Here is a 23,855-nt window from a genome sequence, read left to right as displayed (position 1 = left end):
TTGCCGAACGCTTACCATTTTCGCCCGCGAAAGGTGAGCGGGCGGCATACGGTGCGGTGGTTCGTTCCCTGTCCACTCCCTGTTAGGACCCACATGTCCGCGTTCACTCGCCGAACGTGTGCCGCGATCGCCGCACCGCTCGTCGCCCTTCCCCTGGCCGGAGCCACGGCTCTGCTCACCGCCGCACCGGCTGCCGCCGTGTCCACCACCGTCGTCATCTCCGAGGTCTATGGAGGAGGTGGTAACTCCGGAGCAACGTGGACCAATGACTTCATCGAGTTGCGCAACGTCGGCTCATCCCCCGTGAGCCTCGCGGGGATGTCGGTGCAGTACGCGTCGTCCGCTGGCAACACCTGGCAGGTCACGCCCCTGAGCGGGACCCTCGCGCCGGGTGCCCACTACCTCGTCCAGGAGGCGGCGGGCTCGGGTGGAACAACCCCACTGCCCACTCCGAACGCCACGGGCACCATCCCCATGAGCGGGACCAGCGGCAAGGTCGCCCTCGTCAATAGCACGTCGGCCCTGTCGTGCAGCACCAATTGCGGCTCGGTGACGTCGATCGTTGACTTCGTCGGTTTCGGCGCGGCAGCGAACTACTCGGAGACAGCGCCCACGGGGAACCTCTCGGCGACGACGTCGGCTTCGCGTTCCGGCACCGTTGACACCGACAACAACTCCGTCGACTTCACCGTTGGGGCTCCCTCCCCGGCCGGATCCGGCGGCGGAACCGACCCGGACCCCGACCCCGAGCCCACCACGGCGACGATCGCGGAGATCCAGGGCACCGGCGCGGCCTCGGCGATGCAGGGCAAGCTCGTCACCACCAAGGGTGTCGTCACCGCGGTCTACCCCACCGGTGGGTTCAACGGTCTGTATCTGCAGACGCCGGGCACGGGTGGCACCACTGACGCGACGCCGGGCGCCTCGGACGGCATCTTCGTGTTCCGGCAGACGGACGCGGAGATCGGCGACTGCTTCGACGTCGAGGCGACGGTCACCGAGTTCAGCGGCCTCACCGAGCTCACGGACGCCACCCTCACGCCGGCCACGGACTGTGCGCCCGTCACGCCCACCCCGCTCGCGACGGTTCCCGTGACCGACGCCGAGAAGGAGCAGTACGAGGGCATGCTCGTGCAGCCAGAGGGCACCTACACGATCACGAACAATTACGCGCTCAACCAGTACGGCCAGCTCGGTCTCGCCGTGGGTGACAAGCCGCTCTACCAGTCGACCGATGTCGTCCGTCCGGGCGCCGAGGCCGCTGCCTACGAGGCGGAGAACCTCAAGAAGTACATCACCCTCGACGACGGCTCCAGCGCGAACTACTTGCGCAACGCAGCCGCTCAGGACTCGCCGCTGCCGTACCTCTCGCAGGACGAGCCGATGCGCACGGGTTCGCACGTGACGTTCACCAAGCCGGTGATCCTCGACTACCGGTTCCAGTGGAACTACCAGCCGGTCGGTCACATCGTCGGGGCCACCGACGCCGACGACCCGATCACGACCGAGAACGACCGCGAGTTCACCGCGCCCAAGGTCGGCGGCGACGTTCGCATCGCGACGTTCAACGTCCTCAACTACTTCACCGACCTCGGTGAGACCGAGGACACCTACAAGAACTGCGACTTCTTCGCCGACCGTGACGGCACGCCTGTCGCCACGGACTTCTGCGAGGTCCGCGGCGCATGGACCCAGGCCGCGTTCAAGGACCAGGAGGCCAAGATCGTCACGGCCATCAACGGCCTCACCGCGGACGTCGTCTCCCTCGAGGAGATCGAGACCTCCTCGATGATCAGCTACCTTCCCGGGCAGCCTCGCGACAAGGCCCTCGCCACGCTCGTCACCGCCCTCAACAAGGGCGGTGGGCAGTGGGCATACGTCCAGTCCCCCACGGTGACGCCGAGCTCGGAGGACGTCATCCGCACGGCCTTCATCTACCGCAAGGACCGCATCCAGGCGCTCGACGCCTCGCAGATCCTGCTCGACGAGGCCTTCGCCAACGCCCGCTACCCACTGGCCCAGAAGTTCAAGGCCAAGAACGCGGGCTCACCCTTCGTCGTGGTGGCCAACCACTTCAAGTCCAAGGGTTCGGGCGAGGACGACGGCACCGGCCAGGGCAACTCCAACCCCTCGCGCATCGCGCAGGCCAAGGCCGTGACGTCCTGGGTCAACACGGTGTTCGCGGACGAGGCCGTCTTCCTCGTCGGTGACTTCAACTCGTACTCCATGGAGGACCCGGTGCGCGAGATCGAGGCGGCTGGCTTCACCAACCTCGCCAAGAAGTTCGAGCCGGAGTCGACGAGCTACCAGTTCAGCGGGCGCCTCGGCTCCCTCGACCACGGATTCGCCAACGCCAAGGCCCTCAAGCAGGTCACCGGTGCTGGCGTGTGGGACATCAACGGTGACGAGTCGGTCGCGATGCAGTACTCGCGTCGCAACTACAACGTGACCGACTTCTACACGACGCAGCCGTTCGCCTCGTCCGACCACGACCCGCTCGTCATCGGGGTCAAGGTCAACGGTCGCGGCCCACGCTGAACCCGATGAAGCACGGCTGACGACACGCTGACGGTCAGCTGAATCTCGACAGCACGCGAGGCCCCCGGGAACGTTCCCGGGGGCCTCGTGGTTTGCTCATGACATGGAGCCCACGAACCGCGAGTACGCCGTCACCAAGTCCGACGAGGAGTGGCGTGCAGAGCTCAGCCCCGAGGAGTACGCCGTCCTGCGCCAGGCCGGCACCGAGCGCCCCTTCGTCGGTGAATACACCGACACCAAGACCGAGGGCGTCTACGCGTGCCGCGCCTGCGGTGCGGAGCTCTTCACGTCGGAGACGAAGTTCGACAGCCACTGCGGCTGGCCGTCGTTCTACAGCCCGCTCGCCGGCGACTCGGTGGAGTATCTCGAGGACTCGAGCCTTCCCGGTCGCCCGCGCGTCGAGGTCCGCTGCGCCTCCTGCGGCAGCCACCTCGGGCACGTCTTCGAGGGCGAGGGCTACGACACCCCGACCGACCAGCGGTTCTGCATGAACAGCATCGCGATGACACTGCGCCCCGCCACCGACTGAGGTCCAGCCCGCCGCCCCTCAACCCCGCGTGGTGACCCCACCCGTCTCACCTTTTACGGGGCCCCCGCTAAACGGTTCCCGAGCAAGAGAACTGTTCCCTTGTTCAGGAACCGTTTCTCTTGTTCAGCTCGCCTGAGCGGCCTCCGGGGGCAGGACGCGCCTCACTTTGGCGGAGGCCTTGCCCGGCCGTTCCAGATCGGCCCACGTCACACGGACGAACACTTTGCCTTCCGCCCGCATGTCGTCCTCGCGGCGCTTTTCCTGCCACAGCACGCTGGGATCCCCCTCCGCGTACTTGAGCTTCCCGTCGACCTCGATCAGGACATTGGTGCCCTCGACCCCGAAGTCGGCTCGGCCGATGAGAGAACCATCCTTCCGCCGTACCTCCACCTGCGACACGACGCGTATGCCGTGTGAAGCGAATTCGACGCGCGCGCGGCTCTCTGCCACGGACTCACACTTTGGGTCGATGTGCGTGAGCATCGCCCGCGCTCGGTGCGACCTTGCCCACGCGGCCACCGCATCGACGGCCGCTTTCAGCTCGTCGACGGTGACCAGTTCACGATGGAGTGCCGCGTCCGCGGTGACGACACCCTGAACGATGCCGTGATCCATGGCGAGCTGAACGAGGGCCTCGGCCAAGGGCACACTCGGCCCCCAGGGTCCGTCGACCACCGAGGTTCGGGCAGGTCGGACACGAAAGGGACCGTAGTCCACCTGCCGCTTGACGGGTCGGAGCAGGTCGCACCGATCGAGCGGGCACCCCCAGGTGGGCAGTTCGTACTGAAGCACCGCAGTGACCCCCGTGAGCACAGCATCGTCGTACAGCAACGCGGCGCCAGCCGCGAGATGTCTCTGCCACGAAACTGGTGCGGTGTCGACAAGGTCGCACACGGCATACAGGCCTCGAGCAGGATGAGACAAGACGCCTGCCTTGACCGCCTCTCGCAAGCCTTGCCGCCCCACTCCCGCGGCATTCGCCTGTGCGGTGGTGAACATGCCGTGTTGGGCACGCGCGACGCGTCCGAGTTCGTTGTCCATCCACGCACCATTTCTCGATGGGCCTGTGTGGCGGAAGGCGTCACAGCGATCTGTGGATGAGCCGTAGCCTCTGCGCAGCCCTGTGGACAATCGGCCGAGGGCGGCTGGCAGGAGCGCTGGACAAGGGAAACGGTTCCCGAGCAAGAGAACTGTTCCCTTGCTCGGGAACCGTTTAGCGGGGGCCCCGTAAAAAGTGAGGCAGGTGAGGCGGGTCAGCGCTGGCGCTGGATCAGCTCCCCGACCTCGACGCGGGGTCCGGTGAAGAACGGGACTTCTTCGCGCACGTGCAGACGGGCGCGCGACGCACGCAGTTCGCGCATGAGGTCGACGATGCGGTGCAGCTCGTCGGCCTCGAACGCGAGGATCCACTCGTAGTCACCGAGGGCGAACGACGCGATCGTGTTGGCCCGCACGTCCGGGAAGTCCCGCGCCATCTGGCCGTGCTCGCGCAGCATGTCGCGGCGCTCGGCGTCCTCGAGGAGGTACCACTCGTAGGACCGCACGAACGGGTAGACGCACACGTAGTTGCGCGGCTCCTCCCCTGCCATGAACGCGGGGATGTGGCTCTTGTTGAACTCCGCCGGCCGGTGCAATGCCGCGTTGGACCAGACCGACGACAGGTGCGAGCCGAACTCGGTGCGCAGCAGCCGGTGATAGGCGTCCTGGAGGTCCTCGATCCGCTCTGCGTGCCACCACACCATGAGGTCGGCGTCGCCGCGCAGTCCCGCGACGTCATAGAACCCTCGCACGGCGACGTCCCCCGACTCGAGGTCCGCGACGAGCGCCTCGACCTCGGCCACCATCGCCGCCCGGTCATCCGACCCGAGCGGCTCGGTCACCTCGAACACCGACCACATCGTGTAGCGGATCGACTCGTTGATCTCGCGCATCTGCGCGGGGCTGGGCTTGCTGGGAACGGGTCGACCGGAGGTGGGGGTGCTCATGGCCTCATTCTCCCGCGCGTGAGGTGAGCCCTCGAAGGTGGGTCACGGTCGCCGCACCGGCAGCCCGCCCCGTGCCGATGACGGCCGGGATACCGACGCCGTCATAGGCCGCGCCCGCCACCTCGAGTCCGTCGACGGAAGCCACCCCTCGCCGCACCCGAGCCACCCGGTCGACGTGCCCGACGGCATATTGCGGCAGCGCCCCACCCCAGCGCTGCACGTGGCTGTCGATGATCGTCAGGGGCGATGCCCCAAGCGCCTCGGCGACCTCGCGGGCCGCGATCTCGACGAGCTCGCCGTCCTCTCGCTGCAGCGTCGCCGTCTCGCCCGCTCGCCCGACGGACGCGCGGAGGTATGCCGTCCGCCCGCCTTCCGCTGCCAGCCAACCCCACTTGGCCGAGCTGAACGTCGAGGCCTTGATACCCCGTCCGTCGACCGGCGGCACCAGGAAACCGGACCCCTCCCAGGTCGCCACCTCGGCGGCCGGCACGGCGAGCGTGATGACGCCGACCGAGGCAACCTCGACCTCGCCGAGCGCCCCGGCGGCGTCGGGTGCCACGGGTCCGAGGAGGCGTGCTGCCGCGGGTGGCGGCACGGCCACGACCACAGCGTCCGCCTCGATCCAGCGCGGCTCGGTCGTCGGACCCGACAGCACGCGCCACCCCGATCCCCTGCGTTCGAGTCCGCGCACGATGACGCCCGACTCGACGGTCCCGCGTCGGCGCTCCACGTCGGAGAGGAGCAGCTCCGGCAGACGTCCCACTCCCCCGACGAGACCGATGAACGGTGACCGCGGCGCGCCACCCTGGGGATCGACGACCGGCGGCTCGAGCAGCGAACCGCCACCACGGGCCACTCCCCACACGGCCGGCATCGTGGCCTGCAGGGACAACGAACGGGCGTGACCGGCATACACACCGCCGAGCATCGGCTCCACGAGCCGTTCGACGACAGCGTCACCCAGCCGAGATGCGACGTAATCGCCGACGGACACGTCCTCCCCGACCTCGGGAGCCGACGACTCGGAGCGCATCCGCTCCTCCTCGCCCCGCGACAGGAGTCCGGTCACGACCGAGTCGGCGAACGGAACGCCAATTCGAGTGCGCGGCAACGGATACAGCTCTCCACGCGACCAAATGCGAGCAGCGGTCGTGGCAGGAGTCACGACGTCCTCGGGCGACGCCAGTTCGGCCACGAGGTCCACCGCCTCGGGTCGCATCGAGAGCATCGCCTCGGCGCCCACGTCGACGAGATGACCGGCGATCTCTTCCCGTCGGAGCTTGCCGCCGACGCGGTCGGACGCGTCGAGAACGGTGACCGCGGCCCCCGGCATCCTGACGAGGATCTCGCGCGCCGCCGTGAGGCCGGCGAGGCCTCCACCGATGACGACGACGGTCGGGGACGACTTCTCGGGGCCTGCAGAACTCACGTCGTCACTCTCTCACCGACCGTCACCGGCCCGTGACCGGGTCTCTCCCAACTCGTGACCGGAAGCGAGGGAACCGATGAGCCACCTGGAGGAGTCTGAGCCTCGACAGACAGCGCCGGTCCGGTGCCGTCACGTGGATCGGAGGGCACGATGAAGGCACGGTTCACCTCAGCGCGGTGGGGTCGTCGGGCGACGAGCGCGGTTCTCGCTGGACTCCTGACAGTGGGGGCACTGACCGCGTGCGGCGGTTCGAGCGACGACTCCGCCACGGCCGACTCTGGCGGCGCCCCGGCCGCGCAGTACGACGCGGCGGCCAAGTCCGGCGGCGATGCCGACCGCGCGAGCGTGGTCTCACCGGAGTCGGCCCGCGCCAGCGTCGGACAGAAGCTCGTCAGGCGGGCCAACCTCAATCTCAAGGTCGACTCCCTGACCGGTGCGGCCCAACGCATCCGCGCCATCGCCGCGCAGCAGGGCGGTGTCGTCGTCACCGAGGAGCTCTACTCCGGCGAGCAGGCGCACGACACCTCCGGCACGATGACGATCAACGTTCCTGCCACGTCGCTCGACGCGACGATCGCCCTCATCGAGAAGGTCGGCGACGTGCAGTTCCGCAACACCTCGAGCGAGGACGTCACGGCGGCCTACGTCGACACCGAGGCACGGGTGAAGTCGATGACGGCCAGCGTGCAGCGGATCCGCGACCTCATCGCCAAGGCGTCGACGGTCAACGACCTCGTCGCCCTCGAGAACGAACTCTCCCAGCGCCAGGCCGAGCTCGACTCGCTCACAGCTCAGCTCACGAACCTCAAGGACCAGGTCGCGGAGTCGCCCATCACCATCTCGCTGTCGACCGACGACTTCGAGGCGGTGACTGCGCCCGGTTTCCTGTCCGGCCTGAAGTCCGGGTGGTCGGCGTTCGTCACGTCGTTGTCGGTGCTCGTCACCGTCCTCGGCGCAGTGCTGCCGTTCGTCGCGGCCCTCGCCCTGGTGCTCGTGCCGCTCCTGTGGTGGCTCCGGCGCCGTCGAGCGGGTCGCCTGCCTCTGGTCGCACCGGTGGCGCAGCCGGCCGGACCCGCGCCGCCGTCAGCGGGCTGAGTGCTCGTGCACGACCTCGACGATCCTCGTGAGGACGTCGGGGTCGGTGTGCGGCGGGACGCCGTGACCGAGGTTGAAGATGTGTCCGGGAGCAGCACGCCCCTCGTCGACGATGGCGCGCACGCGGGCCTCGAGCACCTCCCACGGGGCACCGAGGAGAGCGGGATCGAGATTGCCCTGCACGGCGTACGCATCCCCCAGTCGCGCAACGGCATCGGTGAGTGAAACGCGGTAGTCCACACCGACGACGTCGGCGCCTGCGGCGCCCATGAGGTCGAGGAGCTCACCGGTGCCCACGCCGAAGTGGATGCGCGGCACGCCTGTGTCGGCGACCGCGGCAAGCGCTGTCGCAGAGTGCTTCTGCACGTATGCCGTGTAGTCGGCTCGCGACAGAGCCCCGACCCACGAGTCGAAGAGTTGGACGGCACTGGCCCCGGCCTCGACCTGGACTCGGAGGAAGGCGCCGGAGATCTGGGCGAGCCGCTCACAGAGGTCGTTCCAGAGTTGTGGGTCACCGACCATGAGCGCCTTGGTGCGCTCGTGGGTGCGCGAGGGACCGCCCTCGACGAGGTAGGACGCGAGCGTGAAGGGTGCGCCGGCGAAGCCAATGAGGGCCGTCGAACCGAGCTCTGCGACGAGGCGATGGACGGACTCGGTGATGTCCGGGATCGCGTCCGGGGTGAGGTCGGGGAGTCGGTCGAGGTCGGCTCGGGTCCGGAACGGTTGGGGCACAACGGGTCCCGTGCCCGGGACGATGTCGAGGTCGACGCCCACTGCGGCGAGCGGCACGACGATGTCCGAGAAGAAGATGGCCGCGTCGACCTTGTGGCGGCGCACGGGCTGGATCGTGATCTCGGTGACGAGGTCGGGCGTCCGGCACGCCTCGAGCATCTGTGTGCCCTCTCGCAGCTCGCGGTACTCCGGCAGCGAGCGTCCGGCCTGACGCATGAACCAGACGGGCGTGTGCGGGACCGGCTGGCGGGTGGCGGCAAGGACGAGCGGGCTGTCGGCGATCACCGATGGATCCTCTCATTGCGGCAACCAGCCCAAGAAACCCCGACTGATGGCGACTTCGCACAGTCCCGCACCAGCACCGATGGTGAGGTGGGTCAGAGAGAGATGAGGACGGCGCCGGTCAGGGCCAGCACGACCCCGACCTGCTGGATTCGGCGCAACCGCTCCTTGAGGACAACCCGAGCGAGCAGGATCGTCGCCACGGGGTAGAGCGAGCCCAACACCGCGGCGACGCTGACCTGGCCGCGTGAGGAGGCCGTGCCGAAGAGGACGTTCGCCAGCAGGTCGGCGCACCCGATCGCGGCGAGCGGCAGCAGGTGTGCGCGACGGGCGCCGCCGACGCTGCGCAGGGCGAGCGCGGCCACGGCGAAGATCGTGACCGACGTGAGCCGCATCCCCCACAGGGTCATGAGGAGGGACTCGCGCGAGCCACGGTCAATGGAGAAGAGCCCCAACCCGAAGGCGAGAGCAGCGACTCCCGCCAGCACGACGGGCCGCGGCGACACGGCGCCCGAGATCTCCGGGCCCGAGGCGAGGACGATCCCGAAGATGGCGACGATGATTCCGACCCAGGTCCACCGCGAGGGCGATTCCCCGCTCAGCACACCCAGCGACACCGTGACGATGACGCCCATGGACGCGATGGGCGCAACCACACCCATCGTCCCGCCGGCCAACGCCGTATAGAACGCCACGAGCCCGGTCGTCCCGCTGATGCCCGCCACGACGGCCCACACCACCCAGCTGCCCCACTCCGGTGGGTTCCCGAGTGAGAACTGCACGAGCACCGCGATGCACAGGACGACGAACGCGAGTGACTGGGTGATCCCGACGACGGCCACGGCCGGAAGTCGCTTGGCCATGAGGCCGCCGAAGAAGTCGGACGTGCCCCACACCACCGACGAACCCAGAGCGAGGAGGGAGAGCACAGGCGCAGCCTAGAAGCAGACCGTCCACCATGCCGTGGGCCATCCACGGACCGGCCGAACGGGTGACGGGACTCCCCTCCAACGGCGTGGCCTCCACGCGAACCCAGCCACCCGGCATACCCTCTTCGGGTGGCAACACGCTCCCTTCCCGGCCGCGAGTCCCCGGAGTTCACCGAGGCTCTCGAGGCCCTGCGGCACGTCCGGTTGCGTCCCGAGGTCCGCATCACCGAGGTGCCCGCTCCGCAACGCATTGCGCCGTATGCCGTCGCGCTCACGGCCGATGTCCTCGGCTCTGCCGGCGACGAGGAGGAGTTGGCGTCGGGCCGGTTCGTCCTGCTGCACGACCCATCGGCGCCCGAACCGTGGGGTGGCGAGTGGCGGGCCGTGACGTTTGCCCGTGCCGAACTCGAGGCCGAGTTCGCGTCCGACCCGCTCCTGGGTGAGGTCGGGTGGACGTGGCTCGTCGATGCCCTGGCCAACCGTGAGGTCGAGGCGATTGCGGAAGCCGGCACGGTGACCCGCGTCGTGAGCCAGAGCTTTGCCGGGCTCGCCGACCGTCCGGCGAGCGTCGAGATGGAGGTGCGGGCGTCGTGGACCCCGATCGGTCCCGATGCCGGCCGCCACCTGCTCGCGTGGTCCGACCTGCTGTGCACCATCGCCGGCCTCCCGCCGCTCCCCGAAGGTGTCGTCGCCCTCCCGGGGCCACGGCGCTGACATGACCGATTCCACGACCGCACCGGCCGAGGACGTTCCCGTCCAGGAGGGTGCCGAGGCTCCTGACGCGCCCGCCCTGCCGCCTCCGACGCCACTGGACGAACCGGCCGAGGGCACGCCGGACGTCGTCGACTCCGAGCGAGGCCTGCTCGAAGCCGCCGCGGCCATCGCCGCGGGCGAGGGACCCGTTGCCGTCGACGCCGAACGCGCCTCGGGCTACCGCTACGGACAGCGCGCCTACCTCGTCCAGCTGCGCCGCGAAGGTTCGGGCACCTGGCTCATCGACCCGATCGCCTGCCCCGACCTCAGCCCACTCAACGACGCCATCGGTCGCGCCGAGTGGATCCTGCACGCTGCCACCCAGGACCTTGCGTGCCTCGCCGAGGTCGGACTGCGTCCGCGGCAGCTGTTCGACACCGAGCTCGGTGCGCGGCTGCTCGGACTGCCCCGAGTCGGCCTGGCCGCCGTCGTCGAGCACTACCTCGGCCTGGCCCTGGCCAAGGAGCACTCGGCGGTGGACTGGTCGACCCGACCGCTCCCCGAGCCGTGGCTGCGCTACGCCGCCCTCGACGTCGAGGTGTTGACCGAGCTCCGCAACCTCATGGGCGTCGACCTCGCGCGGCAGGACAAGTCCGAGTGGGCCCGTCAGGAGTTCGAGTCACTCCTCGCCTGGGCACCCACCGAACGCGTCGACCCATGGCGACGGACGAGTGGACTCAACACCATCCGCAGCCGACGCGGCATCGCCGTCGTGCGCGAACTCTGGTACGCCCGCGATGACATCGCCCGCGACCGCGACACCTCTCCGGGACGGGTCCTGCCCGATGCCGGGCTCGTCGCCATCGCCGCCGCAGCACCCACCTCGACCAGCGACCTCCCCAGCGGTCATCGCGCCATCGCCCGCTATGGTCGTCAGTGGGTGGCTGCAGTGAAGCGCGCCAACGCGTTCGACGAGGCAGACCTGCCCCCGCGCACCGTCCGGGCGGACGGGCCACCGCCGGCCCGGTCCTGGGTCGACAAGGACCCGACCGCAGCGGAACGGTTGGCGGACACGCGAGCCGAGCTGACGGCATACGCCGAAGAACGCCAGATCCCGGTCGAGAACGTCGTCTCCCCCGACCCGTTGCGCCGCGTCGTGTGGCGACCGCCGAGCGTGCACGACGAAGCGTCGTTCGTCGACGCGCTGCTCGGTCACGGCGTCCGGCGTTGGCAGGCGGCCATCGTCGCGCCGATGCTCGCCCGCGCGTTCGAGGCGCACCCCGACGCCGACTGAACGGCTCCGGCGCAGGTGAGGTGACCGCTCTCACGGCCGACCGGCATACGAAACTAAGCGTGCGCTTAGTAGCCTGAGCGGAGCTCCACATCTCCGATCAGAGAGGCCCACCGTGCCCCGCACCCTGAATGAGGTCGTCTTCGTCGACGGCGTGCGCACTCCCTTCGGCAAGGCCGGCGAGAAGGGCATGTATGCCCAGACTCGCGCCGATGACCTCGTCGTCCGTTGCATCCGCGAGCTCCTCAAGCGCAACCCGCAGCTCCCCAAGGACCGCGTCGAGGAGGTCGCCATCGCCGCGACCACCCAGATCGGCGACCAGGGTCTCACCCTCGGCCGCCTCGCCGCGCTGCTGTCGGGACTGCCCAACACGACCCCCGGCTATTCCGTCGACCGCATGTGCGCCGGCGCCATGACCGCCGTGACCAACGTGGCGTCGTCGATCGGCTACGGCGCCTACGACATCGCCATCGCCGGCGGCGTCGAGCACATGGGCCGCCACCCCATGGGTGAGGGAATCGACCCCAACCCGCGCCTGATCGGCGAGAAGATCGTCGACCAGTCCGCGCTCTCCATGGGCAACACCGCGGAGAACCTGCACGACCGCTTCCCGCAGCTGACCAAGGAACGCTCGGACGCCTTTGCCGTCAATAGCCAAGCCAAGCTCGCCAAGGCCTACGCCGACGGCAAGATCCAGCCCGACCTCGCCCCGATGGCCACTCGCCACGCCGAGCGCGGCTCCGGTCTCGCGACGAAGGACGAGCCGCCGCGCCCCGGCACGACGATGGAGGAGCTGGCGGGTCTGAAGACGCCGTTCCGTCCGCACGGTGGCGTGACCGCCGGCAACGCGGCCGGTCTCAACGACGGTGCGACCGCGTGCATCCTCGCCTCCGAGGCGACGGCCGAGGAGCTCGGTCTGCCGGTGAAGATGCGTCTCGTCTCCTTCGGCTTCGTCGGCGTCGAGCCCGAGGTCATGGGCATCGGCCCGGTCCCGGCGACCGAGAAGGCGCTGGCCAAGGCCGGTCTGACGATCGAGGACATCGGTCTCTTCGAGCTCAACGAGGCGTTCGCCGTGCAGGTGCTCGCCTTCCTCGACCACTTCGGCATCGCCGACGACGACCCGCGCGTCAACGAGTACGGCGGCGCCATCGCCACCGGCCACCCGCTCGCGTCCTCGGGTGTGCGTCTCATGACGCAGCTCGCTGCGCAGTTCAAGGAGCACCCGGAGGTCCGCTACGGCCTCACCGCCATGTGCATCGGCATCGGCATGGGCGGCTCCGTCATCTGGGAGAACCCGCACCACGCCGACTACGGCAAGAGCGACGAGAAGGACGCCTGAGCATGACCGAGAACACCACCGCACCCGAGGCGCGCGAGTCCCGCGAGCCCCGCGGCGAGGTCGTCACCCACGCCCGCGTCCAGGACGTCACGATGGCCGGCGACGCCGGCACGATGGCGCTCATCACGCTCGACAACGGCTTCGACCACACGAAGCCCAACACGTTCGGCCCCGAGGGCATCGCCGAGCTCCAGGGCGTCGTCGACACCCTGCGCACGCGCGCCGAGGCCGGCGAGATCCAGGCCGTCGGCATCACCGGCAAGCCGTTCATCTTCGCCGTCGGCGCCGACCTCACCGGCGTCCCGACCGTGTCCAGTCGCGAGCAGGCGCTCGAGATCGCTCGTGCCGGTCACCGGGCGTTCGGCGCGATCAGCGACCTGACCGTCCCGACGTTCGCGTTCGTCAACGGCGCGGCGATGGGTGGCGGCGTCGAGATCGCGCTGTCCGCCGACTACCGCACCATCAGCGGTGGCGTCCCGGCGCTGGCCCTGCCCGAGACGTTCCTCGGGCTCGTCCCCGGCTGGGGTGGCTGCTACCTGCTCCCGAACCTCGTCGGTCCGGCGAACGCGCTCAAGGTCATCATCGAGAACCCGATGAACATGAACAAGATGCTGAGCGGCCCCGCGGCCTTCAAGCTCGGCATCGCCGACCTGCTCCTCGAGCCGGCCGACTTCCTCGAGGAGTCGATCGCCTGGGCGGCCAAGGTCGTCACGGGCGAGACGAAGGTCGAGCGCCGCGAGGTGTCCCGCGACGAGACCGAGTGGGCCACCGCCCTCAAGGCCGCCAAGGGTCTCGTGCTCGCCAAGACCGCGGGTCGCTCCCCCGGTCCGCTCCGCGCCATCGAGCTCGTCGAGGCGGCCCGCACGGCCACCCGCGACGAGGCCTTCGCCGCCGAGGACGAGGCGCTCGCCGACCTCCTGATGGCCGACGAGCTCCGCGCCGGTCTCTACTCGTTCGACCTCGTCCAGCGTCGCGCGAAGCGTCCGGCTGGTGCCCCCGACAAGGCCCTGGCTCGCAAGGTCACCAAGGTCGGCGTCGTCGGTGCCGGTCTCATGGCCAGCCAGCTCGCCCTCCTCTTCGCCCGCAACCTGCGGGTGCCGGTTGTCATGACCGACCTGGACGAAGAAAGGGTTGCCCGCGGCGTCGACTTTGTCCACGCCGAGATCGCCAAGTCGCTCGAGGCCGGCAAGATCGGCCGTGACCGCGCGAACCACCTCACCGGTCTCGTCACCGGTTCGACGAGCAAGGACGGCTTCGCCGATGCCGACCTCGTCATCGAGGCGGTGTTCGAGGAGATGTCGGTCAAGAAGCAGGTGTGGGCCGAGGTCGAGGCCGTGGTCTCGCCCGAGTGCGTCCTCGCCTCCAACACGAGCTCGCTGTCCATCACCGAGATGGCTGCCGACCTCAAGAACCCCGAGCGGGTCGTCGGTCTGCACTTCTTCAACCCGGTCGCGGTCATGCCGCTCCTCGAGATCATCCCGGGCGAGAACACGGACGACGCGACCCTCGCCACGGCGTTCGCCACCGGCAAGGGCCTCAAGAAGACGACGATCCTCGTCAAGGACTCGGCGTCCTTCATCGTCAACCGCCTCCTCGGCCGGTTCATGGGCGAGTTCAGCAAGATCGTCGACGAGGGCACCCCCGTCCCCGTCGCCGAGAAGGCCGTCGCCGGTCTCGCTCCGATGCCGCCGTTTGTCCTCCTCGGGCTCGTCGGTCCGGCGATCGCGCTGCACAACAGCGAGACGCTGCACCGCGCCTTCGGAGACCGCTTCCACATCTCACCGAACCTGCAGAAGATGGTCGAGCTCAAGAAGCCGGGCTACTACCAGCTCGTCGACGGCAAGCCCGTCGTCGACCCGGAGATCGAGGCGGCCTTCATCGCCCCCGAGAACCCGGTCGAGCTCGACGTCGCCCAGGTCCGCGAGCGGGTCCTCTCGGTCCTCGCCGAGGAGGTCGGCCTCATGCTCAAGGAGGGCGTCGCGCAGGCGCCGATGGACATCGACCTAGCGCTCATCACGGGTGCGGGCTTCCAGTTCTGGAACGGCGGCCTCACCCCGCTCCTCGACCGCGAGGGCATCTCGGAGAAGGTCGTCGGACAGCGCTTCCTCCCGGCCGGCGCGGCCAGCGTGCCCGCCTGATCCGCGAGCGTCGCACCTGAGGTGGGCGGCCGGCATACAGACGATTCGGTATGCCGGCCGCCCACCTTTTCGTCTCCTGTCACCGTTGCCACAGAGCAAGTTCGTCGAGTGCTCAGGCTTGCGTTATCTCATATCCGATATACGCTGGAAGGCATGACCGAGTCCAGCTACCTCACCCGCATCGGCACCCTCATCCGGGACGCTCGACGCCACCAGGGCCTGACCCAGAGCGAGCTCGCCGACAAGCTCGGCACGAGCCAGAGCGCGGTCGCCCGCATCGAACAAGGACGGCAGAACCTCAGCCTCGAGATGCTCGCCCGTGTCGGCGAGACGCTCGGCAGCGAGTTCGTCTCCCTCGGCCACAGCGGCCCCCAGCACCTGCGGATCGTCGGCGGCGCGAAGCTGTCCGGCTCGATCCCCGTCAAGACCTCCAAGAACGCCGCCGTCGGCCTCCTCTGCGCCGCGCTGCTCAACAAGGGCCGCACGACGCTGCGCAACCTCGCCCGCATCGAGGAGGTCAACCGCATCATCGAGGTCCTCACCTCGATGGGCGTCAAGGTCCGCTGGCTCGAGGGCACGAGCGACCTCGAGATCATCCCGCCGGCCACGCTCGACCTCGGAGCGATCGACGTGGCCGCGGCCCGCCGCACCCGCACCGTGATCATGTTCCTCGGGCCACTGCTCCACCAGTTCGACGAGTTCTCCCTCCCCTACGCCGGTGGCTGCGACCTCGGCACGCGCACCGTCGAGCCGCACCTCACGGCGCTCCAGTCGTTCGGTCTCGACGTCACGGCGACGCACGGCTTCTACGAGGCCAAGGTCGACAAGGGCACCCGCCCCGAGAAGGCCATCGTGCTCACCGAGCGTGGCGACACGGTGACCGAGAACGCCCTCTTCGCCGCGGCGCTCAGCCCGGGCACGACGATCATCCGCAACGCGTCGTCGAACTACATGGTCCAGGACGTGTGCTTCTTCCTCGAGAAGCTCGGCGTCGAGATCCAGGGCATCGGCACGACGACCCTCACGGTCACCGGCCGCGAGAGCATCGACGTCGACGTCGACTACTCCCCCAGCGAGGACCCGATCGAGGCCATGAGCCTCATCGCCGCCGCCGTGGTCACGGAGTCGTCGATCACCATCGAGCGCGCACCGATCGAGTTCCTCGAGATCGAGCTCGCCACGCTCGAGGGCATGGGTCTGCAGTACGACATGTCGGACGAGTACCTCGCCAAGAACGGCCACACCCGACTCGCCGACATCACGATCCTGCCGAGCAAGTTGACCGCGCCGATCGACAAGATCGCGCCGATGCCGTTCCCTGGCCTCAACATCGACAACCTGCCGTTCTTCGCGCTCATCGCGGCCTGCGCCGAGGGCACGACGATGATCCACGACTGGGTCTACGAGAACCGCGCGATCTACCTCACCGAGCTCACCAAGGTCGGTGCGACCGTGCAGCTGCTCGACCCGCACCGGGTCATGATCACGGGCAAGACCCCGAAGTGGCGTCCGGCCGAGGTCATGTGCCCGCCGGCTCTGCGTCCCGGTGTCGTCGTGCTCCTCGCGATGCTCGCCGCCAACGGCACGTCGGTGCTGCGCAACGTCTACGTCATCAACCGTGGCTATGAGGACCTCGCCGAGCGCCTCAACGCCCTCGGCGCGACGATCGAGATCTTCCGCGACATCTGATCCGCCCGCCCGCCCCCTTTATCGGGTGACCCGATAAGGGTCCGCTCCACCCCGGTTGGCACCTCGGGTGGAGCGGGCCGAAGTCGGGTCGAGCTGGCCAGCTGACCCTTCGAGAGGATCGCAGTGGACGACTGGAGCGACCTGCGCCGCTGGCCCGACGTCGAGGCCGACAACCTCCAGGCCTGGGATGCCAGCGACCGCCTCATCCTTGACGAGGCCAGCGCGCTGCCTTTCGGTGCCGATGACGTCGTCGTCATCGGCGACCGGCACGGCGCGCTGACCCTCGGCGCCCTGGCCTCGGGCGCGTCACGCGTGCGGGTTCACCAGGACGGGATCCTTGGGGAACGCGCTCTGGTCGCCAATGCCGAACGGCGCGGTCTGGGCGCTGGCGGATCGGGTATGCCGTTCGCCCACCTTCCGCTCGACGCGTCACTTGTCGAGGGTGCCCGGGTTGTCCTGCTGCAACTCCCCCGCTCTCTGGATGCCCTCGACGAGATCGCCCGACTCGTGGCCGCTCACGCAGCGCCCGACGTCCGCATCGTCGCCGGCGGTCGCGTCAAGCACATGACCCGGGCGATGAATGACGTTCTCGCACAGTCGTTCCAGAGCGTGACTGCCAGTCTGGCCCGACAGAAGTCGCGGGTCCTCCACGCGACCCAACCATTGCCGTCGCAGGCCACCCCGTGGCCGCGAACCCAACGCCACGACGATGCCGGACTGACCCTCGTCGCCCACGGTGGGGTTTTCGCCGGGACGAGCATCGATATCGGGACGCGTCTGCTCCTCGACGCGATCCCGTCCATGCGATCGGCCGAGCGGGCCATCGACCTCGCCTGCGGCAACGGCATCGTGGCCAGCGCCCTGGCCCTCGCGCGCCCCGATCTGCGCGTCCTTGCGACCGACCAGTCCGCCGCCGCCGTCGCCTCAGCCCGCGCGACGGCCGAGGCCAACGGGGTCGCGGACCGCGTCGAAGTCGTCCGCGCCGACGGCCTCGAGACCGTCCCGGACGACTCCGCAGAACTCGTCCTGCTCAACCCGCCGTTCCACGTCGGCGCCAGCGTCCACACCGGCCTCGCCGATCGCCTCTTCGCCGACGCCGGTCGAGCCCTCGCCCCCGGCGGTCAACTCTGGACCGTCTGGAACTCCCACCTCCACTACCGCCCAGCCCTCCAGCGAGCCGTCGGGCCCACCCAGCAGGCCCATCGCACGAGCAAGTTCACCCTCACCGTCAGCCACAAGCCCTGAGGCCACCAACGAACTGAGCGGACCGACCGGCACGGGAGCGCGGACAGTCGTGTTCGCCGCCGGCTGGGCCTGGCGGAAGCGCGCGCCGGGACATGGGGAAGCGTTCATGCGTCGATTCGCCGCCGGCTGGGACTGGCGGGAGCGCGAAGCGCGCTCAGCGCGCGAGTGCGGATGGGACAGCGGCGAATCGACGCATGAAAGCGGACCCGCCTTCAGTGGGCCGTCCAGCCGCCGTCCATGGTGAACGAGCTGCCAGTGATCGACTCGGACGAGGGCCCGCAGAGGAACGCCACGAGATCCGCCACTTCGGAGGGCTCAATGAGCCGCTTGATCGCGACCGGCGTGAGCATGACCTTCTCGAGAACCTCGTCCTCGCCGATGCCATGCGTCCGGGCCTGGTCGGCAACCTGCTTCTCCACCAGCGGAGTTCGCACATAGGCCGGGTTGATGCAGTTGCTCGTGACGCCCTTGTCGCCGGCTTCGAGCGCGACGACCTTGCTCAGGCCTTCGAGGCCGTGCTTGGCCGAGACATAGGCCGACTTGAACTCGCTCGCCCTCAGCCCGTGCACCGACGAGACGTTGACGACGCGACCCCACCCACCGGCATACATGTGGGGAAGACACGCACGCACGAGCCGGAACGGCGAGAGCAGCATGATCCTGTGGATCCGCTCAAAGGTCTCGACGGGGAACTCGTGGACCGGCGACACGTGCTGGATGCCGGCGTTGTTGACGAGGATGTCGACGTCCACGGGTAGGTCGGCATGCGCGTCGAGATCCGACAGGTCCACGACCCACGGCGTGACCCGCTCGGCGCCCAGGCGGTCGACGAGGGCCTTGAGTGCGTCACCGTCGATGTCGACCGCGTGCACCTGCGCTCCGTCGGCGACGAGGCGGTCCACGACGGCGGCACCGATCCCACTCCCGGCGCCCGTCACGAGCGCACGTCGACCGTCAAGCATCGTGCTTCCCCTGTGCATCGGTTGCCGCCCGGCCACGGACACGGGTGACCAGGTCGGACACCGTGCCCCAGATCCCCTTGCGGAAGAGCAGCACGATGAGGACGAAGATCGCGCCGGTGATGATGCCGATGCCGTCGAATCCCGATGAGGCGAGCTGGTCCTCGAGAAGCACCACGACGGCCGCCCCGAGAGGGCCTCCCCAGAGGGTGCCGATGCCACCGAGCACCGTGATGAGGACGACCTTGCCCGAGGTCTGCCAGGCGAGCTCTTGCAGCGAGGCGAAGCCGTGGCTCACCGAGAACACTCCCCCGGCCAGCCCGGCGATGCCCGACGAGATGACGAACACCATGATCTTGTAGCGCTCGACGTCGTAGCCGAGAGCCCGGGCCCGGGCCGGGTTGTCCCGGATGGCGAGGAGGACTCGACCGAAGGGCGATGAGACCGTGCGCCAGGCGATGAAGGCTCCGAGCAGGATGATCGGCAGGCCCGCGTAGTAGAAGTAGAACGCATCGGTCTCGACGAGCTCGATGCCGAAGAAGGACTTCGGGATGCCCTGGAGTCCGTTTTCACCGCCGGTGAGGTCACTGGCCTGATTCGCGATGAAGTAGAGCATCTGCGCAAACGCGAGCGTCACCATGGCGAAGTAGATCCCCGTCCGCCGCACGGCGAGATAGCCGGTGGGCACGGCGAGGATCATCGCCGCTGCCGCGCCACCGAGGATGGCCACGGGGAACGGGACGCCGGCACGGGTCGCGATGATCCCGGTGACATAGGCCGACATCCCCCAAAAGGCCGCATGGCCGAAGCTCAGCAGGCCGGTGAAGCCGAGGAGCAGGTCGACGGAGATCGCGAACAGTCCCCACGCGAGGATGTCCATGGCGACCGGCGGGTAGATGTACCACGGCAGTGCGAGGACGACGAGCAGTGCGAGGAGCAGCAACCCGGCCCGAACGAAGGGGTTGACCCGACGCTCGGGAGCCGACGATGCCGCTGTCTCGACGCGACTGGTTTCGGTGAGTTGCGCGCTCATGCCGCCTCCTCCCTTCCAAAGAGTCCGGCCGGACGGACGAGGACGACCGCGGCCATGAGAACGAAGATGAGGACCTGGGACAGCTGTCCGTAATAGCCCTGGCCGTAGGCCTCGACGAGGCCCACGAGGAAGCCGGCGACGACCGCGCCGAGGATGGACCCGAGACCGCCGATGACGACGATGGCGAACAGGATGATGATGAAGTTGCTGCCCATGTCTGCGTTGATGGCGCGGTAGGGCGCGGCGAGGACCCCGGCCAGCCCCGCCAGGGCGATGCCGAAGCCAAACACCGGTGTCACCCAGCGGGCCACGTTGATGCCGAGGGCGCGGGAGCGTTCGGCGTCCTCGGTCGCGGCACGCACGATCATGCCGACGCGGGTCTTGGTGAGGCCCACCCACACGAGCAGGCAGATCACCACGGCGAACGCGGCGGCGAAGAGCTGATAGATGGAGAGGTCGACCGATCCGAGCGAGATGCGCCCTCCGAGGCCGGCCGGCACCTCGTACTTGAGCGAGGAGACGCCGAATTGCCTCTTCATGATGTCCACGGTCAGCAGGGTGAGCCCGAAGGTCAGGAGGAAGTTGTAGAGAGGGTCAAGCCTGAGCAGCCACTGGACGAGCAACCGCTCCACGAGGACCCCGACGAAAAACATGATGACGGGGACGATGACGAGGGCCGGCCAGAATCCCAGGGAGAAGTGCTCCAACAGGAGCGCCGAGATCATCGCGCCGAGCATGTAGCAGGCGCCGTGGCTGAAGTTGACGACGCCGAGAACGCCGAAGATCACCGCCAGCCCGAGCGCCGCCAGCGCGTAGAACCCTCCGGCCGCAAGGCCTTGAAGGGTGTACTGCAAGAACTGGGTCACCGGAGGTCCCTCTCTCGTTCGTTCGGTGGTTCACCCGCTTCCGTATGCCGTCCGCCCGCGGTGAGCGGACGGCATACGGAAGGGCTGTGGGTCGCCGACGGAGACGGACCGTCGGCGCGGAATCACATCGAGCAGGCGCCGCTGGGGGCTGCGTAGGCGTCGGCGGCCGGGATCGTCTTGACGATCTTTTCGTAGTCCCAGTCCTCCTTGACCTCGGCCTTGCTCTTGACCTCGGCCAGGTAGACGTCGTGGATGACGTTGTGGTCGGCGGCCCGAACCTCACCGTTGCGCAGGAAGATGTCGTTGATCTTCTTGCCCTCGAGCTCCTTGACGACAGCGTCTGCGTCGTCGGTGCCGGCGGCCTGGATCGCCTCGAGGTAGTTCAACGCGGCCGAGTAGTTGCCGGCGTGGGCGAAGGACGGACGGGTGTTCGTCTTCTCCTTGAACTTGTCGGCCCACGCGCGGTTCTGGTCGTCGAAGTTCCAGTACCAGGCGTCGGTGAACTGGGTGCCCTGGAACTGGTCGACACCCAGGGAGTGGATGTCCGTGATGAACATGAGACCGACGGCGAGCTGGGTCTTGCCCTGCAACCCGGCCTGGTTGAACTGCTTGACGAAGTTCACGAGGTCGCCGCCGGCAGCCATGATGCCCATGACGTCGGGCTTGCTCGACTCGGCCTTGGTGATGAAGGTCGCGAAGTTGTCGTTGGGGAACGGCGTCGCGATGGACTGCTGCACCGTGCCGCCCGCCTTCTCGACGGCGGCCGTGAAGGACTTGTTCATGTCCTGGCCGAAGGCGTAGTCGGGGTAGACGATCGACCAGTTCTTGCCGCCGCCGTCGACGATTCCGCCGGCCGTGCCAGCCGCGAGCATCGCCGTGTCGTAGGCCCAGTGGAACGTGTACTTGTTGCACTGCGCACCGGTGAGCGCAGTCGTACCGGCGCCGATGTTGATGTAGAGCTTCTTCTTCGCCTTGGCCTGCGTCGCCACGGCGAGACCCGCCGAGGAGGTGGGCACGTCGAGGATGATGTCGGCCTTGTCGCGGTCGTACATCTCCTGCGCCTTGCTGTTGGCGATGTCCGGCTTGTTCTGGTGGTCGGCCATGGTGATCTCGATGTTCTTGGCCACCGCCTTGTCGCCGTACTTCGCCTTGTAGTCGGCGACGGCCATCTCGATGGCGACCTTCGAGTTGGGTCCGGACAGGTCCTTGTAGACGCCGGACTGGTCGTTGAGCAGACCGAGGACGACCTTGTCGTCACTGATCTTGCCGCCGCCCGAGGACGGGCCTCCGCCTGCGCTTCCGCAGGCGGTGAGGACGAGGCCAGAGCTGGCCACGAGTGCCGCGAGGCTGATCATTCTGGTGTGTCGCATGTTCCCCTCCTGGGGTGTGTATGCCGTGCCCGGCGGTCTGTCGTGGGAGTGGCGTTCCGGTGTTGCTGGGTTGGTCAGGGTGGTGCTTCAGGGATGGGTCGTGGAGCCCGCCATGTGGTCACATGCCGAGGTGTTCGAGCAGTTCCGTTGTGCGGGAATGGAATTCGTCGTTGTCGAGGCTTGCGACAACCTCGCCCTGGGCGAGGAGGTTGTGGCGGTCGGCGACCGTGGACGCGAACTTCACGTTCTGCTCGACGAGCAGCACGGCGACGCCCTGTGCCTTGATGTCGCGGATGATCTGGCCGATCTGGTTGACGATCACCGGGGCCAGTCCTTCGCTGGGCTCGTCGAGGAGCAGGAGTCGAGATCCGGCGCGGAGTGGTCGAGCCATGGCGAGCATCTGCTGCTCGCCGCCGGAGAGCTTGGTGCCCGGGAAGTCACGGCGCTCGTGCAGGACGGGGAACTGTTCGTAGATCCGGTCCAGGCTCCACGCCGCGGACTTGTCGACGACGGGAGGAAGGCTGAGGTTCTCGGACACGGACAGGGTGGCGTAGATGCCTCGGTTGTCGGGCACCCAGCCGAGGCCGAGTCGGGCTCGCTTGTCGGCGGACTTGCCGTCGAGGCTCTGCCCGTCGAGCGCGACGACTCCGCGCGTGCCTTTGTGCAGGCCCATGATCGAGCGCAGCAGGGTGGTCTTGCCGGCGCCGTTGCGGCCGACGAGGGTCACCACCTCGCCGTGGGCGACGTCGAGGGAGACGTTGCGCAGAACCTGCGCCTCTCCGTAGAAGGCCGAGAGGTCCTCGACCCTGAGCAGGGTGTCACTCATCAGTGGTGTCCGTCTCCGTCGTTGGTCTCACCGAGGTATGCCGTGATGACGCGCTCGTCGCTGCGCACCCGCTCGTAGGTGCCCTCGGCGAGGACCTCGCCGGACTGGAGCACGGTGACGCGGTCGGCGAGAGAGCCGACGACGTGCATGTTGTGGTCCACGAAGACGACGGCGCGGCCACCCGAGACCTTCTTGACGAGCTCGATGGTCCGATCGACGTCCTCGAGCCCCATGCCCGCGGTGGGTTCGTCGAGCAGGAGCAGCGAGGGATCGTTCGCGAGGGCGAGAGCAATCTCCAGGGCGCGCTTCTGGCCGTAGGCGAGCGAGCCCGCCCGGACACCGGCACGGTCGGCGAGGCCAACCTGGTCCAACAGCTCCATGGCCCGTGCCTTGAACTGGCCGAGCTGCTTGCGAGAGGTCCAGAACTTGTAGCCCAGTCCCGTCGGGGAGGCGAGTGCCAGCTCGAGATGCTCGATGAGGGTCATTTCGTCGAAGAGGCTCGTGATCTGGAACGAGCGAGCCACGCCCAGGTGGGCGATCTGCTCGGGCTGCTTGCCGGCGATGTCGTCGCCGCGCAGAAGGATCTGTCCCGAGCTCGGCTGCAGGAAGCCGGTGAGCAGGTTGAAGAGCGTCGTCTTGCCGGCACCGTTGGGTCCGACGAGTGCGTGGATGGTGTTGTCCGCGACCTCGAGGTTGACCGAGTTCACGGCAGTGAAGCCGCGGAAGTCCTTCGTCAGGTCGACGGTCCGCAGGATCGCCGTGGCCGGTCCACCGCTCGCCGGGGTCGGCGGTTGCGACGGGCTCTGCCGTTCCGTGGTCGATGGGCTCGCGCTCACCAGCACCTCCTTGTGCTTCGCTCCGCAGGACGTCCGCAGGCGATGAGGCAC

At 68.4% G+C, this 23,855-nt stretch carries 20 protein-coding genes and 1 pseudogene; 9 read left to right on the top strand and 12 right to left on the bottom strand.

Annotated elements, in window-relative coordinates; translation table 11 throughout:
* The first annotated feature begins 93 nt into the window (after positions 1 to 93).
* Together N803_RS04335 and msrB are read left to right on the top strand one after the other, a co-directional pair.
* Entirely contained in the window at positions 94 to 2,538 is a 2,445-nt protein-coding gene (locus N803_RS04335) for an ExeM/NucH family extracellular endonuclease (RefSeq protein ID WP_035902949.1), read from the top strand.
* A gap of 103 nt (positions 2,539 to 2,641) precedes the next feature.
* Positions 2,642 to 3,067, top strand: coding sequence for a peptide-methionine (R)-S-oxide reductase MsrB (gene msrB, locus N803_RS04330; RefSeq protein ID WP_035902948.1), 426 nt, complete (start codon positions 2,642 to 2,644; stop codon positions 3,065 to 3,067).
* Between the two features lie 123 nt (positions 3,068 to 3,190).
* On the opposite strand, the gene N803_RS18830 is transcribed toward msrB, so the two are convergent.
* The 4 genes and pseudogenes from N803_RS18830 to hemG all read right to left on the bottom strand — a co-directional run bounded on the left by N803_RS18830 (position 3,191) and on the right by hemG (position 6,481).
* Positions 3,191 to 3,709, bottom strand: a complete 519-nt coding sequence (locus N803_RS18830) for a hypothetical protein (protein WP_245617003.1) — start codon at positions 3,707 to 3,709, stop codon at positions 3,191 to 3,193.
* A 261-nt stretch (positions 3,710 to 3,970) separates the two neighbouring features.
* Positions 3,971 to 4,108: pseudogene (locus N803_RS19155) on the bottom strand (type IV toxin-antitoxin system AbiEi family antitoxin domain-containing protein); the annotation flags it as partial.
* 212 nt (positions 4,109 to 4,320) lie between these two features.
* Entirely contained in the window at positions 4,321 to 5,052 is a 732-nt protein-coding gene (hemQ, locus tag N803_RS04320) for a hydrogen peroxide-dependent heme synthase (RefSeq protein WP_035902947.1), read from the bottom strand.
* A 4-nt stretch (positions 5,053 to 5,056) separates the two neighbouring features.
* Complete coding sequence (gene hemG / locus N803_RS04315) at positions 5,057 to 6,481, bottom strand: protoporphyrinogen oxidase (protein ID WP_035902945.1); 1,425 nt, start codon at positions 6,479 to 6,481, stop codon at positions 5,057 to 5,059.
* A gap of 150 nt (positions 6,482 to 6,631) precedes the next feature.
* On the opposite strand from hemG, the gene N803_RS17315 reads away from it, so the two are divergent.
* Positions 6,632 to 7,576 carry a DUF4349 domain-containing protein gene (locus tag N803_RS17315; RefSeq protein WP_052111767.1) on the top strand — a complete coding sequence of 315 codons (945 nt, stop codon included), beginning with the start codon at positions 6,632 to 6,634 and terminating at the stop codon, positions 7,574 to 7,576.
* Here the strand turns inward: N803_RS17315 and hemE are convergent.
* Positions 7,565 to 8,593: a uroporphyrinogen decarboxylase gene (gene hemE / locus N803_RS04305; protein ID WP_035902944.1), complete on the bottom strand. Its 1,029-nt coding sequence runs from the start codon at positions 8,591 to 8,593 to the stop codon at positions 7,565 to 7,567. The genes N803_RS17315 and hemE overlap by 12 nt on opposite strands.
* A gap of 92 nt (positions 8,594 to 8,685) precedes the next feature.
* Positions 8,686 to 9,519 carry a DMT family transporter gene (locus N803_RS04300; RefSeq protein ID WP_035902943.1) on the bottom strand — a complete coding sequence of 278 codons (834 nt, stop codon included), beginning with the start codon at positions 9,517 to 9,519 and terminating at the stop codon, positions 8,686 to 8,688.
* Between the two features lie 129 nt (positions 9,520 to 9,648).
* Here N803_RS04300 and N803_RS04295 point away from each other — a divergent pair, with 129 nt between their 5' ends.
* From N803_RS04295 to N803_RS04270, 6 genes are all read left to right on the top strand, one after another.
* The gene (locus N803_RS04295; protein WP_035902942.1) at positions 9,649 to 10,233 is read left to right on the top strand and encodes a DUF3000 domain-containing protein; all 585 of its coding nucleotides are present in this window, start codon (positions 9,649 to 9,651) and stop codon (positions 10,231 to 10,233) included.
* A gap of 1 nt (position 10,234) precedes the next feature.
* Entirely contained in the window at positions 10,235 to 11,506 is a 1,272-nt protein-coding gene (locus N803_RS04290) for an HRDC domain-containing protein (RefSeq protein ID WP_035902941.1), read from the top strand.
* 112 nt (positions 11,507 to 11,618) lie between these two features.
* The gene (locus tag N803_RS04285; RefSeq protein ID WP_035902940.1) at positions 11,619 to 12,842 is read left to right on the top strand and encodes a thiolase family protein; all 1,224 of its coding nucleotides are present in this window, start codon (positions 11,619 to 11,621) and stop codon (positions 12,840 to 12,842) included.
* Positions 12,843 to 12,844: 2 nt separating this feature from the next.
* Positions 12,845 to 14,980, top strand: coding sequence for a 3-hydroxyacyl-CoA dehydrogenase NAD-binding domain-containing protein (locus N803_RS04280; protein ID WP_035902939.1), 2,136 nt, complete (start codon positions 12,845 to 12,847; stop codon positions 14,978 to 14,980).
* A 153-nt stretch (positions 14,981 to 15,133) separates the two neighbouring features.
* Positions 15,134 to 16,669, top strand: coding sequence for a helix-turn-helix domain-containing protein (locus N803_RS04275; protein ID WP_035902937.1), 1,536 nt, complete (start codon positions 15,134 to 15,136; stop codon positions 16,667 to 16,669).
* 123 nt (positions 16,670 to 16,792) lie between these two features.
* Positions 16,793 to 17,914: a class I SAM-dependent methyltransferase gene (locus N803_RS04270; RefSeq protein ID WP_052111766.1), complete on the top strand. Its 1,122-nt coding sequence runs from the start codon at positions 16,793 to 16,795 to the stop codon at positions 17,912 to 17,914.
* 212 nt (positions 17,915 to 18,126) lie between these two features.
* On the opposite strand, the gene N803_RS04265 is transcribed toward N803_RS04270, so the two are convergent.
* The 6 genes from N803_RS04265 to N803_RS04240 form a co-directional block, all read right to left on the bottom strand.
* Complete coding sequence (locus N803_RS04265; RefSeq protein WP_035902935.1) at positions 18,127 to 18,876, bottom strand: 3-hydroxybutyrate dehydrogenase; 750 nt, start codon at positions 18,874 to 18,876, stop codon at positions 18,127 to 18,129.
* Positions 18,869 to 19,906 (bottom strand): branched-chain amino acid ABC transporter permease, encoded by a 1,038-nt coding sequence (locus N803_RS04260; protein ID WP_035902933.1) that lies wholly within the window; start codon positions 19,904 to 19,906, stop codon positions 18,869 to 18,871. The genes N803_RS04265 and N803_RS04260 overlap by 8 nt, the downstream gene beginning before the upstream one ends.
* Positions 19,903 to 20,772: a branched-chain amino acid ABC transporter permease gene (locus N803_RS04255; RefSeq protein WP_035902932.1), complete on the bottom strand. Its 870-nt coding sequence runs from the start codon at positions 20,770 to 20,772 to the stop codon at positions 19,903 to 19,905. The genes N803_RS04260 and N803_RS04255 overlap by 4 nt, the downstream gene beginning before the upstream one ends.
* A 122-nt stretch (positions 20,773 to 20,894) precedes the next feature.
* Complete coding sequence (locus tag N803_RS04250; RefSeq protein ID WP_035902931.1) at positions 20,895 to 22,142, bottom strand: ABC transporter substrate-binding protein; 1,248 nt, start codon at positions 22,140 to 22,142, stop codon at positions 20,895 to 20,897.
* A 118-nt stretch (positions 22,143 to 22,260) separates the two neighbouring features.
* Entirely contained in the window at positions 22,261 to 22,968 is a 708-nt protein-coding gene (locus N803_RS04245) for an ABC transporter ATP-binding protein (RefSeq protein ID WP_035902930.1), read from the bottom strand.
* The gene (locus N803_RS04240) at positions 22,968 to 23,804 is read right to left on the bottom strand and encodes an ABC transporter ATP-binding protein (RefSeq protein ID WP_245617001.1); all 837 of its coding nucleotides are present in this window, start codon (positions 23,802 to 23,804) and stop codon (positions 22,968 to 22,970) included. Before N803_RS04240 ends, N803_RS04245 begins: the two co-directional genes overlap by 1 nt.
* Between the last annotated feature and the right edge of the window lie 51 nt (positions 23,805 to 23,855).

This window comes from Knoellia subterranea KCTC 19937, assembly GCF_000768685.1.
Lineage (GTDB): Bacteria > Actinomycetota > Actinomycetes > Actinomycetales > Dermatophilaceae > Knoellia > Knoellia subterranea.
The sequence above is the reverse complement of the archived record's forward strand: the minus strand, read 5'-3'. Positions and strand labels throughout refer to the sequence as shown.

What these genes read in the sequence shown, in the direction of transcription:
- N803_RS04245 (WP_035902930.1), bottom strand. Translation starts at nt 22,968, where the DNA reads ATGAGTGACACCCTGCTCAGGGTCGAGGACCTCTCGGCCTTCTACGGA.
- N803_RS04290 (WP_035902941.1), top strand. Translation starts at nt 10,235, where the DNA reads ATGACCGATTCCACGACCGCACCGGCCGAGGACGTTCCCGTCCAGGAG.
- N803_RS04280 (WP_035902939.1), top strand. Translation starts at nt 12,845, where the DNA reads ATGACCGAGAACACCACCGCACCCGAGGCGCGCGAGTCCCGCGAGCCC.
- N803_RS04275 (WP_035902937.1), top strand. Translation starts at nt 15,134, where the DNA reads ATGACCGAGTCCAGCTACCTCACCCGCATCGGCACCCTCATCCGGGAC.
- N803_RS04335 (WP_035902949.1), top strand. Translation starts at nt 94, where the DNA reads ATGTCCGCGTTCACTCGCCGAACGTGTGCCGCGATCGCCGCACCGCTC.
- hemQ (WP_035902947.1), bottom strand. Translation starts at nt 5,052, where the DNA reads ATGAGCACCCCCACCTCCGGTCGACCCGTTCCCAGCAAGCCCAGCCCC.
- N803_RS04265 (WP_035902935.1), bottom strand. Translation starts at nt 18,876, where the DNA reads ATGCTTGACGGTCGACGTGCGCTCGTGACGGGCGCCGGGAGTGGGATC.
- N803_RS17315 (WP_052111767.1), top strand. Translation starts at nt 6,632, where the DNA reads ATGAAGGCACGGTTCACCTCAGCGCGGTGGGGTCGTCGGGCGACGAGC.
- msrB (WP_035902948.1), top strand. Translation starts at nt 2,642, where the DNA reads ATGGAGCCCACGAACCGCGAGTACGCCGTCACCAAGTCCGACGAGGAG.
- N803_RS04250 (WP_035902931.1), bottom strand. Translation starts at nt 22,142, where the DNA reads ATGCGACACACCAGAATGATCAGCCTCGCGGCACTCGTGGCCAGCTCT.
- N803_RS04260 (WP_035902933.1), bottom strand. Translation starts at nt 19,906, where the DNA reads ATGAGCGCGCAACTCACCGAAACCAGTCGCGTCGAGACAGCGGCATCG.